The organism is Pseudomonas sp. R84 (assembly GCF_009834515.1).
Taxonomy (GTDB): Bacteria; Pseudomonadota; Gammaproteobacteria; order Pseudomonadales; family Pseudomonadaceae; genus Aquipseudomonas.
Genome location: NZ_CP019426.1, coordinates 6,447,837 through 6,460,830, shown reverse-complemented (window position 1 = coordinate 6,460,830; position 12,994 = coordinate 6,447,837). Strand labels below are relative to the sequence as shown.

General features: G+C 59.0%; 12 protein-coding genes. All 12 read left to right on the top strand.

Annotated features, from left to right (window positions below; genetic code table 11):
* Positions 1-6 precede the first annotated feature (6 nt).
* The 12 genes from tssC (at position 7) to tagH (ending at position 12,992) form a co-directional block, all read left to right on the top strand.
* Complete coding sequence (gene tssC / locus PspR84_RS28815; RefSeq protein ID WP_007920272.1) at positions 7-1,482, top strand: type VI secretion system contractile sheath large subunit; 1,476 nt, start codon at positions 7-9, stop codon at positions 1,480-1,482.
* Positions 1,483-1,491: 9 nt separating this feature from the next.
* Positions 1,492-1,899 (top strand): type VI secretion system baseplate subunit TssE, encoded by a 408-nt coding sequence (gene tssE, locus PspR84_RS28810; protein ID WP_007920274.1) that lies wholly within the window; start codon positions 1,492-1,494, stop codon positions 1,897-1,899.
* Between the two features lie 11 nt (positions 1,900-1,910).
* Positions 1,911-2,435: a PAAR domain-containing protein gene (locus PspR84_RS28805; RefSeq protein ID WP_160059953.1), complete on the top strand. Its 525-nt coding sequence runs from the start codon at positions 1,911-1,913 to the stop codon at positions 2,433-2,435.
* A gap of 11 nt (positions 2,436-2,446) precedes the next feature.
* Positions 2,447-3,439, top strand: coding sequence for a DUF6402 family protein (locus tag PspR84_RS28800; protein WP_102356311.1), 993 nt, complete (start codon positions 2,447-2,449; stop codon positions 3,437-3,439).
* Complete coding sequence (locus tag PspR84_RS28795; protein ID WP_146011287.1) at positions 3,436-3,822, top strand: hypothetical protein; 387 nt, start codon at positions 3,436-3,438, stop codon at positions 3,820-3,822. Before PspR84_RS28800 ends, PspR84_RS28795 begins: the two co-directional genes overlap by 4 nt.
* Before the next feature lie 270 nt (positions 3,823-4,092).
* Complete coding sequence (locus PspR84_RS28790; protein WP_160059952.1) at positions 4,093-4,515, top strand: hypothetical protein; 423 nt, start codon at positions 4,093-4,095, stop codon at positions 4,513-4,515.
* Positions 4,516-4,584: 69 nt separating this feature from the next.
* Positions 4,585-6,372: a type VI secretion system baseplate subunit TssF gene (gene tssF / locus PspR84_RS28785; protein WP_160059951.1), complete on the top strand. Its 1,788-nt coding sequence runs from the start codon at positions 4,585-4,587 to the stop codon at positions 6,370-6,372.
* Positions 6,336-7,343: a type VI secretion system baseplate subunit TssG gene (gene tssG, locus PspR84_RS28780; protein WP_160059950.1), complete on the top strand. Its 1,008-nt coding sequence runs from the start codon at positions 6,336-6,338 to the stop codon at positions 7,341-7,343. Before tssF ends, tssG begins: the two co-directional genes overlap by 37 nt.
* A gap of 11 nt (positions 7,344-7,354) precedes the next feature.
* Complete coding sequence (gene tssH / locus PspR84_RS28775) at positions 7,355-10,012, top strand: type VI secretion system ATPase TssH (RefSeq protein ID WP_160059949.1); 2,658 nt, start codon at positions 7,355-7,357, stop codon at positions 10,010-10,012.
* A gap of 10 nt (positions 10,013-10,022) precedes the next feature.
* Positions 10,023-11,543, top strand: coding sequence for a sigma 54-interacting transcriptional regulator (locus PspR84_RS28770; RefSeq protein WP_108224961.1), 1,521 nt, complete (start codon positions 10,023-10,025; stop codon positions 11,541-11,543).
* A 93-nt stretch (positions 11,544-11,636) separates the two neighbouring features.
* The gene (locus tag PspR84_RS28765; protein WP_003229566.1) at positions 11,637-11,777 is read left to right on the top strand and encodes a hypothetical protein; all 141 of its coding nucleotides are present in this window, start codon (positions 11,637-11,639) and stop codon (positions 11,775-11,777) included.
* 18 nt (positions 11,778-11,795) lie between these two features.
* Complete coding sequence (tagH, locus tag PspR84_RS28760; RefSeq protein WP_034152083.1) at positions 11,796-12,992, top strand: type VI secretion system-associated FHA domain protein TagH; 1,197 nt, start codon at positions 11,796-11,798, stop codon at positions 12,990-12,992.
* Positions 12,993-12,994: the final 2 nt, after the last annotated feature.

The window sequence follows — 12,994 nt, the reverse complement described above, 5'->3', positions numbered from 1 at the left end:
AACACAATGAGCACTAGCGCAGCACAAGAGAAGAGCGCCGGCAACGGCGAGTACAGCATTCTCGACAGCATCATCGCCGAGACCCGTCTGACTCCGGACGACGAAGCCTACGACATCGCCAAGCGTGGCGTGTCGGCGTTCATCGAAGAACTGCTCAAGCCGCAGAACAACGGTGAGCCGGTCAAGAAGGCCATGGTTGACCGCATGATCGCCGAGATCGATGCCAAGCTCAGCCGTCAGATGGACGAAATCCTGCACCACCCGGATTTCCAGGCTCTGGAATCGTCGTGGCGTGGTCTGCAGTTGCTGGTCGACCGCACCAACTTCCGCGAAAACATCAAGATCGAAATCCTCAACGTCTCCAAAGAAGACCTGCTGGACGATTTCGAAGATTCGCCAGAAGTCATGCAGTCGGGCCTGTACAAGCACATCTACACCGCTGAATACGGCCAGTTCGGTGGTCAGCCTGTGGGCGCGATCATCGCTAACTACTACATGTCGCCAAGCTCGCCAGACGTCAAGCTGATGCAGTACGTGGCCAGCGTTTCGTGCATGTCGCACGCGCCGTTCATCGCTGCTGCCGGCCCGAAATTCTTCGGTCTGGAAAGCTTCACCGGCCTGCCGGATCTGAAAGATCTGAAAGACCACTTCGAAGGCCCGCAATTCGCCAAATGGCAGAGCTTCCGTACTTCGGAAGACTCCCGTTATGTTGGCCTGACCGTGCCGCGTTTCCTGCTGCGTAACCCGTACGATCCGGAAGAAAACCCGGTCAAATCGTTTGTGTACAAGGAAACCGTTGCCAACAGCCACGAGCACTACCTGTGGGGCAACACTGCCTACGCGTTCGGCACCAAGCTGACCGACAGCTTCGCCAAATTCCGCTGGTGCCCGAACATCATCGGCCCACAGAGCGGTGGCGCGGTTGAAGACCTGCCGTTGCACCATTTCGAAAGCATGGGCGAAATCGAAACCAAGATTCCTACCGAAGTTCTGGTTTCCGACCGTCGTGAATACGAACTGGCCGAGGAAGGCTTCATCTCCCTGACCATGCGTAAAGGCTCCGACAACGCGGCGTTCTTCTCCGCAAGCTCAGTGCAGAAGCCGAAGTTCTTCGGCATCAGCGCAGAAGGCAAGGCTGCAGAGCTGAACTACAAGCTCGGCACCCAACTGCCGTACATGATGATCGTCAATCGCCTGGCTCACTACTTGAAAGTGTTGCAGCGCGAGCAACTCGGTTCGTGGAAAGAGCGTACCGACCTCGAGCTGGAACTGAACAAGTGGATCCGTCAGTACGTTGCCGACCAGGAAAACCCGAGCGCCGAAGTGCGTGGCCGTCGTCCGCTGCGCGCTGCGCAAGTGATCGTCAGCGACGTTGAAGGCGAGCCGGGCTGGTACCGCGTGAGCTTGAACGTGCGTCCGCACTTCAAGTACATGGGTGCCGATTTCACCCTGTCGCTGGTTGGCAAGCTGGACAAAGAGTAAGAGCGACTCATGGACGGATACGGCAGCCTGTTCGAACGCCTCAACGGCGACGCGCAACTACGCAAGGGCAACAGCCTTGAGGCTTGTGCCATGGCGTCAGTGGCTGCCCATCTGGCCAAAATGCTCAGCACCCGGGCCGGCAGCGTGCAAACGCTGGCCGACTACGGGCTGCCCGATCTCAATGACATGCGTCTGAGCCTGCACGACTCCCTGAGTCAGGCCCGTCTGGCCATCGAAAACTTCATCGAAGCCTACGAGCCGCGCCTGAGCAACGTGCGTGTCATTTCCCTGCCGCGTGACCACGATCAGCTTCGCCTCGCCTTCAGCATCGAAGGCCTGCTGGAAGTTGAAGGGTTCAAGCGTCAGGTCAGTTTTTCCGCGCGCCTGGATGGCAGCGGACAAGTGAAGGTCACCTAAGGAGATCCCCGATGTCTGGCAAACCAGCAGCACGCGTATCCGACCCCACCGCTTGCCCACTTCCAGGCCACGGTACCAACCCGATCGCCGCCGGTTCCGGCGACGTGTTCTTCGACGGCCTCGCGGCCGCCCGTGAAGGCGATGCCTCTGCGTGTGGTGGTGCGATGGTCGGGGGCCTTGCCACGACGGTAAAAATCAACGGTAAATCTGCTGTCACCGTCGATTCTGAAGGTACGCATGGCAACAAGGTTACGGCAGGTTCCGGAACGGTGATTATCGGCAATTCGCATTCGCCGGCGCCGTTTGTGCCGCCGTTGCCGGTGGAGATTCAGTGGCCGTTCAGCCAGCACTTTGTTGTTCGTAATCCTAGGAATGGAGCACCGGTTGCTGACCGGTCATACACATTGCGTACAGCCTCCGGTAAGGAGGTCAAGGGCGTTACTGATGCGCAAGGCCGAACGAAGCCTATCGCTTCTCACCTTGCTGAAAGTGTCACGCTTATCGTCGAAGAACAGTCTTCGCTCGTGATTGCTTAAGGGACTATCACATGCCGGCACCCACTCCTGTAACAGCTCAGCTCACCCCTTCCTCTGACAAGAAGCCTGCGGAGGCGGCTGTCGATAGCTTCCAGATCACAGATATTCCGGGTGTGATGAGGAAAATGGGCTGGAAGGAAAGTGCTCGACTCATGCAGCGCTGGTTCGACGGTGCGCCTTTTGAGATGTCCCCAAGCGAGAAACGGGGGCGTCTCGCTGTTGACAAGATCACCGCAGAAAAGCTGTTTGATGATTTGGATTTTGAATGGCTCACCTCCTCCTCGCCCCACACAGGTGAAACCATCAAGGAGCTTCTTGCGAAGGCCACAAGCCCCAGTCAATACAATGAGTTTATCGGTCGTCAGCGAGGACTAACGCAGTTAGCACCGGGACTTTTGCAATTTATGACTTGCATGAGAACACTCGGAGTTCTTGATGAAACTGGCCAGGATCTCGTAAGGGGCGCTCATGACTACAGTGCCTTGAGCGCAAGAATGCTGGAGACTGCTACCCAATATAATTTTCGATCGATAGGGATTACCACTTCGGAAAAGAAGAATAATCCACTTGATGACGTGTACGGTACTTTGGGTGGATTCGTGGTTAAGTTTGCAGTCACGAAATTCAGTACAACTCCCAAGACGAAAAAAATGCCTGCTACATTAACGATTGAAGAGATTGGGTGTTATGTACGTGATACCTATGAGTTTTTGAATGAAGATGGTGACGATCAGTTGCTCGGATACTGGAATCACGACGGTGTTGTCAGGCCTAGCGTTTATGCATATTTAACTTCGCCAAAAACATACGAAGTCGAGGGGCAGCTTTATTTCAAGGTGACCAACGATAGCTACAACAGTTACCGCAATAGTTTTGGAAAGGGTGGTGATTTGTTTGTGTACTCTACGGTCAAGAAAATCCCCGTATCAATTCATCATCGTTTCACCGCTGCAGACTTTGCCGAATTTTCGCAACGATCGATCAAGCCAAAGGCGATGCCATGAAAGCTTCACCTAAAAATTGGGTCTTGATTCTTTCACTGTGCGCGCTTGTGCCGGTTTTGATTCTTTTGAGCTTGAAGGTGCTTAGCTCGAAGGCCGCGAAGCCTCTGTACGTTGACTGGAATGAATCTGGTAGTTGCTATATCGCAACCTATGTGCCCAATTACAATTTTTTGGGCGTAGTGGTCGGGCGTGTTTTCAAGTATTTCAGCAGTCCGTATTTTTATCGTGTTTATACAAAAAATGATGATCTGCTAAAAACATCAGAATGGTATCTCTGGCGGGACGAGGGCAGTCCCGGTATTGCCCCTGAGTTTCGTGGAGAGATGATTGTTTATCCAGGCTCTGAAGGCTGGGAAAGTTGGATAGTTTCAGAGTGTCGTTAATGCCTGATTTCAAAAATAGGTTGGCCTCGTCAACTGAGAAAGTAGGAGAACGGTAAGCATGGATGCAATGAGTTTACAGGGGTATCTGGCCGGCGTTGCTGACAGTGACCTGTTTGGCTGTCTGGCGATATTGAGTTTGGTATTGCTACTGACAGCTTCGCATCGCGCGGCTCGACGCTCACGCCTTCACCGTGCCCTAACGCTTTCGGTTTTGGCCGCTGTTGTAGCTATTCATGGCTTTGGATCGTGGTACGGAAATCTGGGACCAGCATGAGCAACTACACCCGTCTTGCCAGTTGCTTGTTTTTCCATGCCGTGGGGTGTGTGGCCTACGTGTTTTTGAATAATGCAGTCGTACATGCCTACAAGCATCTGAACGGCGGGTTCACCACCCGTGGAGTTGCCATCGGTATGGCCAGCTACGCGCTGTTTTACATTTTTCTTGGTGTCAATTTGATAGCTGCGCTGATCCCGAATCTTGTCGCCAAGCTGGTGATCCTGAGCCTTATGGTGGGCTTCATCCTGCTTTGGATGCTACCCGACAACCCACTGAGAGCCTTGTTTTATGGTGTGGCTCAAGGTTGCGTCACGTTGCTGGCAATCCTCGCTTCTCAAGTTGTCGAGTTGCGTTGGGCATCGCGAAACAAGGTCGGGCGCATCCAGCCGAGCCAGCCTGAGAGTGCCATCCAATGATCAGGTCAGGTATCGAGCGTAATCATCAGGTTGGTATTTCCATAAGTTCCACTACCAGGCAGATAACCCGTGTCCTTTAACCACTACTACCAAAGCGAACTCACCGCACTGCGCCAACTCGGTCGCCGTTTCGCCGAGCGTAGTCCGGCGTTGGCGCCGTATCTGGGCCAGGCAGGGCGGGATCCGGACGTGGAGCGGTTGCTCGAAGGCTTTGCGTTTCTGACTGGGCGGCTGCGCCAGAAGCTCGATGACGAGCTGCCGGAACTCAGCCATTCGTTGATGCAATTGCTCTGGCCGAACTACATGCGCCCGCTGCCGGCGTTCAGCATTTTGCAGTTCGATCCGCTCAAGCGTTCCGGGCCGGCGTTGCGCGTCGAGCGTGATACGCCGGTTGAAAGCAAGCCGATCGAAGACGTGCGTTGCCGCTTCCGCACTTGCTATCCGACCGAAGTGTTGCCCCTCGATCTGGCCGCACTGAACTACTCGGTGAAGGGCGACGGCTCGCTGCTCAGCCTGCGTCTGGAAATGAGCGCCGACGGCCACCTCGGTGAGCTGGAACTGAGCAAACTGCGTCTGCACTTTGCCGGCGAGCGCTATATCAGCCAGATGCTCTACCTGAGCCTGCTGCGCAACCTCGAAGGCATCGAACTGATCCCGCTCGACGGTGCCGGCAAACCGATCGATGGCGTCAGCGGCAAGCCGATGGCGTTCAAGATTCCCGGTGATCGAGTCAAACCGGTGGGCTTTGCCGAAGAAGAAGCGCTGATCCCGTATCCGCTGAACACCTTCCGTGGCTATCGCTACCTGCAGGAATACTTCGCCTTCCAGGACAAGTTTCTGTTCGTCGACGTCAACGGTCTGGACATTATCAACGCGCTGCCGGAAGACACCCTCAAGCAGATGCGTGGCCTGGAGTTGCGCTTCGACATTCGCAAGAGCGGCATCATGCGCATGCGGCCGACGCTGGATAATGTGAAGCTGTTCTGCACGCCGATTGCCAACCTGTTCGCCCACGATGCTTTGCCGATTCGCCTCGACGGCAAACAGGATGAATACCTGTTGCTCCCAGCGGAATACGATCTGGAAAACTGCGGCGTGTTCTCGGTGGAAACCGTGACCGGCTGGAAGCCCGGCGGTCTCGGTTATCAGGAATACGTGCCGTTCGAATCCTTCGAACACGACCCGAGTTTCGACGTGCCCAACAGCCGTCCGCATTACAGCATCCGCCAGCGTTCGTCCTTGCTGCACGACGGTCTCGACACCTATCTGAGCTTCGGCATCCGCCACACCGAAGCCCACGAAACCCTGTCGATCGAGCTGATCTGCACCAACCAGAACCTGCCGCGCAAGCTCAAGCTTGGCGACATCTGCATGGCCTGCGAAGAGACGCCGGAGTTCCTCAGTTTCCGCAACATCACCCCGGCCACTTCCAGTTTCGCGCCACCGCTGAACCGTGACTTCCTGTGGAAGCTGATCAGCAACATGTCGCTTAACTATCTGTCGCTGGCCGACGTCAATGCGTTGAAGGTGATTCTCGAAACCTACGACCTGCCGCGCTACTACGACCAGCACGCGGAGAAGGTCAGCAAACGCCTGCTCGGCGGCCTCAAGCACATCAAGCATCACCACGTTGACCGCTTGCACCGTGGGTTGCCGGTGCGCGGTTTGCGCACCGAACTGACCATCGACCCGGAAGGGTATATCGGCGAAGGCGACCTGTTCGTTTTCGCTTCGGTTCTTAACGAGTTTTTCGCGCTTTACGCCAGTCTCAATTCATTCCATGAGCTGCGCGTAAAAAGCACACAGGGAGAGGTGTACCAATGGACACCACGTATGGGCCTGCAGCCCCTGCTTTAAGCGGGCTGACCAAGGTAATACGCGAGTACTCGCTGTTTCAGGCCGTGCTGCTGGTGATCGACCGGCTGCGCGAGGCACACCCGCACCTGAGCGAAGACGATCTGTACGACCATGTGGAGTTCCAGGCCAACCCGAGCCTGGGCTTTCCGCGCAGCGACGTCGATCGCGTCGAGTTCTTCGAAGAGCATGGGCAGATGCGCGCGCGCGTGCGTTTCAACCTGATCGGCCTGGTCGGCTCGGGCTCGCCGTTGCCGGCGTTCTACGGCGAACAAGCCTTGGGCGACAGCGAGGACGGCAACCCGACGCGCAACTTCCTCGACCTGTTCCACCATCGCCTGCAACGGCTGATGCTGCCGATCTGGCGCAAGTATCGCTATCGCGCAAGTTTCCAGAGCGGCGCGCTCGACCCGTTTTCGGCGCAGCTGTTTGCGCTGATCGGTCTCGGCGGCGACGAGATCCGCAAGGCCAAGGAACTCAACTGGAAGCGCCTGCTGCCGTACCTCGGCCTGCTCAGCTTGCGCGCGCACTCGGCGGCGCTGATCGAAGCCGTGCTGCGTTACTACTTCAAGCACGAAGACCTGGTCATCGAGCAGTGCATCGAGCGCCGCGTAGAAATTCTCGAAGAGCAGCGCAATCGTTTGGGTCGTGCCAACAGCCTGCTCGGTGAAGACCTTGTGCTCGGTGAACACGTGCGCGACCGCAGCGGCAAATTCCGCATTCACATCACCGAACTCGACTGGCAGCGATTCCATGAATTCCTGCCGATCGGTTTCGGTTACCAGCCGCTCTGCGCGCTGGTGCGGTTCACCTTGCGTGACCCGCTCGATTACGACATCCGCCTGGTGTTGCGCCAGGAAGAAATCCGCGAACTGCGCATCGGTGAGCAGAACGCCTGTCGCCTCGGTTGGACCAGTTGGCTGGGCCGCGAAAAAGCGGACGGCGTGGTGACCCTGGGCAGCAAAATTCATTAAGGACGTGAGCCATGATCAACGTAGACCTGCAACAACTCATCCAGGCGCTGGACGCCGAAACCCGTCGTGATCTGGAGCGTTCGGCCGAGCGTTGCGTGGCCCGTGGCGGCAGCAAGATCCTCGTCGAAGATTTGATGCTCGGTCTGCTCGAGCGTCCGAACGGCTTGTTGTCGCGCGCACTGCAGGATGCAGACGTCGACGCCGGCGAACTCAGCGCCGCGCTGCAATCGCGCGTCGAGCACAGCGCTTCGCGTAATCCGGTGTTCGCCCCGGAACTGGTGCAGTGGCTGCAAGATGCGCTGCTGGTGGCCAACCTCGAACTGGGCCAGACCCAGGTCGAAGACGCCGCGCTGATCCTCGCCCTGCTGCGCAATCCGATGCGTTACGCCGGCAGCCGTTATCAGCCGCTGCTCGCCAAGCTGAACATCGATCGCCTGAAGGAATTTGCTCTGTCGCAAAAAGAGCAACCGGCGGCCAATGGCAAACCCGCCGCCCAGGGCGAATCGCTGTTGCAGCGCTTCACCCACAACCTGACCCAGCAGGCCCGCGACGGCAAACTCGACCCGGTGCTGTGCCGTGACGGCGCGATTCGGCAGATGGTCGACATCCTCGCCCGTCGTCGCAAGAACAACCCGATCGTCGTCGGTGAGGCCGGTGTCGGTAAGACCGCCATCGTCGAAGGCCTAGCTTCGCGCATTGCTGCCGGTGAAGTGCCGCAAGTGCTCAAAGGCGTTGAACTGCTGTCGCTGGACATGGGCCTTTTGCAGGCCGGCGCCAGCGTCAAAGGTGAATTCGAACGTCGTCTCAAAGGCGTGATCGACGAAGTCAAAGCCTCGCCAAAACCGATCATTCTGTTCATCGACGAAGCCCACACCCTGATCGGCGCGGGCGGCAATGCCGGCGGTTCCGACGCGGCCAACCTGCTGAAACCGGCGCTGGCCCGTGGCGAATTGCGCACCATCGCTGCAACCACCTGGGCTGAGTACAAGAAATACTTCGAGAAAGACCCGGCCTTGGCCCGTCGTTTCCAACCAGTGCAACTGCACGAACCGACCGTCAGCGAAGCGGTGACCATCCTCCGAGGTCTGGCCCAGGTTTACGAGAAGAGCCACGGCATCTACCTGCGTGATGACGCGGTGGTCTCGGCGGCTGAACTGTCCGCACGTTATCTGGCCGGTCGGCAACTGCCGGACAAAGCCGTCGACGTTCTCGACACCGCGTGCGCCCGCGTACGCATCAGCCTCGCCGCCGCCCCGGAAAGTCTTGAGCGCCTGCGTGGCGAACTGGCTGAAGGTGGCCGTCAGCGTCAGGCGCTGCGTCGCGATGCCGAGGCTGGTCTGCTGATCGACCATGAAGCGCTGGAGGCACTGGAAGCGCGTTTGGACGAAGCCGAAACTGAAATGGTCGCGCTGGAAACCCTGTGGACTGAACAGAAGCAACTGGCCGAGCGCCTGCTGGAACTGCGTCAGCAACTGGCCAAGGCCCGCGAAGCCGCAGCCGTCGAGCCTGTGGTGACCGTTGAGGAAGACGCCGAAGGCACTGTGATCGAAACCGTTGCCGCCGAAGTCGAAGAAGGCCAGAGCGTCGAAGCGCTGGAAGCCCAGCTCAACGAAACCCACAGCGCCCTGACCGCCGCACAGGTCAAGGAGCGTCTGGTCAGCTTCGAAGTGTGCCCGCGTCTGGTCGCCGAAGTCATCAGCGCCTGGACCGGCGTGCCATTGGCGCAACTGGCCCGCGAGCACAACGCCAAAGTCGCCAGTTTCGCCACTGACCTGCGCACGCGCATCCGTGGTCAGGAACAAGCCGTGCACGCCCTGGATCGCTCGATGCGTGCGACCGCTGCCGGCCTGAACAAACCTGATGCGCCAGTCGGCGTATTCCTGCTGGTCGGCCCGAGCGGCGTCGGTAAAACCGAAACCGCGCTGGCCCTGGCTGACTTGCTGTACGGCGGTGATCGTTTCATCACCACCATCAACATGTCCGAGTTCCAGGAGAAGCACACCGTCTCCCGCCTGATCGGCGCACCACCAGGCTACGTCGGTTACGGCGAGGGCGGCATGCTCACCGAAGCCGTACGCCAGAAACCGTACTCGGTAGTGCTGCTCGATGAAGTCGAAAAGGCTGACCCGGACGTGCTTAACCTGTTCTACCAAATCTTCGACAAAGGCGTGGCCAACGACGGCGAAGGTCGCGAGATCGACTTCCGCAACACGTTGATCCTGATGACCTCGAACCTCGGTAGCGACAAGATCAGCGACCTCTGCGAAAACGGCGCACGTCCGACTGCCGAAGTCCTCGAAGAAACCATTCGCCCGGTGCTGAGCAAGCACTTCAAACCGGCGCTGCTGGCGCGGATGAAAGTGGTGCCTTACTACCCGGTCGGCGGCCCGGTATTGCGCGAGCTGATCGAGATCAAACTCGGTCGTCTCGGCGAGCGCCTGAATCGTCGTCAGCTGGATTTCAGCTGGTGCCAGAATCTCGTCGATCACCTTTCCGAGCGCTGCACGCAAAGCGACAGCGGCGCGCGCCTGATCGACCATCTGCTCGATCAGCACGTGCTGCCGCTGGTGGCGGATCGTCTGCTCGACGCCATGGCCACCGGCGAAAGCCTCAAGCGTGTGCATGCCACGCTCGACGGTGATGCCAGCGTGACGTGCGAGTTCGCCTGAGGTGGGTGTGATGTTCACTCAGGTGCCGCAGCCACTGGTCTATGCCGAAGCGTTGCTGGCGCAGTTCGCCAGTCTGTCGCGGGCGGCGGACGGTGCTGCGTTGCTGGGTGACTTCGTGCGTGGTCTGGCCGAGTTGAGCGGTTGCGAATTGACGCAGCTGTATCTGCTCGACGCCACTCACACGTGCCTGGGGATGAACGCCGAATGCCTCGACGGCGCCTTGCAACCGCGTGAAGCGGCGAGCCTGCCGGCGGATTACAACGGTGAACAACTGCTGCAATTTGCCCTGTGCCAGAACCGCGTGGTGTGCCTCGACGACTTGAGCGGCAGCCTGCACGAAACCAGTTTTCTGCCGGCGGCGACCTCGCCGTGGCAGTCGCTGTTGTGCGTGCCGCTGGTCAATCAGCACAAAGCTGTTGAAGGTTTGCTGCTGTGCGCCAGCCGTCGTCGCACCCACCTGCAAGGCTTCGCTGATTCCCTCGGCCAGCTCGGCTCGTTCGTGCTTGGCCAATTGCATTTGTTGCAACGCCTGCGTCAGCCGCTGGCGGAATCGACCACGGTGGCACGCAGCGTGCCGAGCATCAGTGGCTATGGCTTGATCGGTAAAAGCGCGGCGATGCGCCAGACCCATTCACTGATCAGCAAAGTCCTGCACAGCCCGTACACCGTGCTGCTGCGCGGTGAAACCGGCACCGGCAAGGAAGTCGTCGCCCGGGCGATTCACGATTGCGGCCCGCGTCGTTCTCAGGCGTTCATCGTGCAGAACTGCGCGGCGGTTCCGGAAAATCTTCTGGAAAGCGAGCTGTTCGGCTATCGCAAAGGCGCGTTCACCGGTGCCGATCGCGACCGCGCCGGCCTGTTCGATGCGGCCAATGGCGGCACGTTGTTGCTCGACGAGATCGGCGACATGCCGTTGTCGTTGCAGGCGAAGATCTTGCGCGTGTTGCAGGAAGGCGAGATCCGTCCGCTGGGCTCCAACGACACGCACAAAATCGATGTACGCATCATCGCCGCAACGCACCGCGATCTGTCGACGCTGGTCAGCGAGGGCAAATTCCGTGAGGACCTGTATTACCGTCTCGCGCAATTCCCGATCGAGCTGCCGGCGCTGCGTCAGCGTGAAGGCGACATCCTCGAACTGGCCCAGCACTTCGCCGAGAAGACCTGCACGTATTTGCAACGCGATCCGGTGCGCTGGTCGAGTGCCGCGCTGGAACACCTGTCCGGCTACAACTTCCCCGGCAACGTGCGTGAACTCAAGGCATTGGTCGAACGTGCGGTGCTGTTGTGCGAAGGCGGCGAGTTGCTCGCCGAGCATTTCTCCCTGCGCATGGAGGCAATGCCGGAAGACAACAGCCACTTGAATTTGCGTGAACGCCTCGAGCAGGTCGAACGCACGTTATTGCTCGATTGCCTGCGCAAAAACGACGGCAACCAGACCCTCGCCGCCCGCGAACTGGGTCTGCCGCGACGCACGCTGCTATATCGGCTCGGCCGTCTGAACATCAATCTGGGAGATTTCGATGGGTAGGCAAAACGTCATCGAAATCCTCGCAAAAACCATTTTCAGCGCCGCCCGCAAGGGTCGGCGCTTTGTGCTTTGTCTACACCTGGAGACCCTCTGATGTCTGTTCGTCACTGGCACGCTGTCCTGCTGACCCTCGTCGTTCTATGCGGCCTTGGCGGCTGTAGCGGCAATTACAAATTCAACGACAACGACTATCGCCCGTTGGGTGATCCGCAAGCGGTCAATCGCGGCAAGTGACCGCAAGGAGCATCAAACATGGAATTGGTTTTCGAAATGCTGAACACCAAGCAGTTCGTGCCCACGGAGTTGTGCCAGAAGACCTTTAAACAGGCCGGCGGCGTGATCGGGCGGGGCGAGGACTGCGACTGGATCATCCCTGACCGCAAGCGTCACCTGTCCAATCACCACGCGATTGTCAGCTACCGCGAGGGCACGTTCTTCCTCACCGACACCAGCAGCAACGGTGTCCAGGACGGCGAGAGCGGCGCGCGTCTGCACAAAGGCGAACCGGTGCGCATCGAACACGGCAGCACCTACGTGCTGGGCGACTTCGAGATTCGCGCGCGCCTGGTACGCGACCCGGCGACCTTCGACGGTGAAGTCGGCCGCCCACGCGCCGCTGGCAGCATCATTCCCGATGATGCTTTCCTCGATCTCGACCCGCTCAATGCTCTCGAGCAACAAGAGCGTGTGTACTCGGAAATCGACGAACTGCTGGCGCCGAACACCAAGCCTGAGGATTCCCGTCAGCGTGCCGACTACGCACGTATCGACATGGAAAGCCTGATGGTGCCGGAGCTGATTGCCGCTCCGGTCGAACCTGAGCCCGCTCCGGCACCGAAAGCCGTCGAGCGCCAGAGCGAAGGTTTCTGGGATCATTTCGGTGCGGCGCTGGGTGTCGACGTCAAAGGTCTCAGCCACGACGAACGCGAAGCCCTGGCGTTGAACGCGGCGCGCTTGCTGCGCCAAAGCATCGGCGGATTGCAGCAGAGCCTGCGCACCCGCTCGGAGCTGAAAAACGAATTGCGTCTGGCCCAGACCACCGTGCAAGGCACCAACAAGAATCCGCTGAAATTCGCCGTCGATCCGAGCGAAGCCCTGCAGATTCTGTTGCAGCCAAGCAAGCCCGGCCATCTGCCGGCCGAGCAAGCGATCTCCCGTGCGTTCCGCGATCTGCAGGCGCATCAAGTCGCACTGCTGACCGCCAGCCGCGCCGCCGTACGCGGCACGCTGGAGCACTTCTCGCCGGAGCAACTGACCCTGCGTTTCGAGCGCGACAACAAGCCGTTGATCGCGACATCGGGCGGGCGCTGGAGAGCGTTTGGCCGCTATCACCAGGCGCTGCGTCAGGACGATGACTGGAGCGAGCGCCTGCTGGCCCGCGACTTTGCCCAGGCTTACGAAGAACAGATCCGCCTGATCTCCACCCTCCACACCGACCACCAAGGATGATG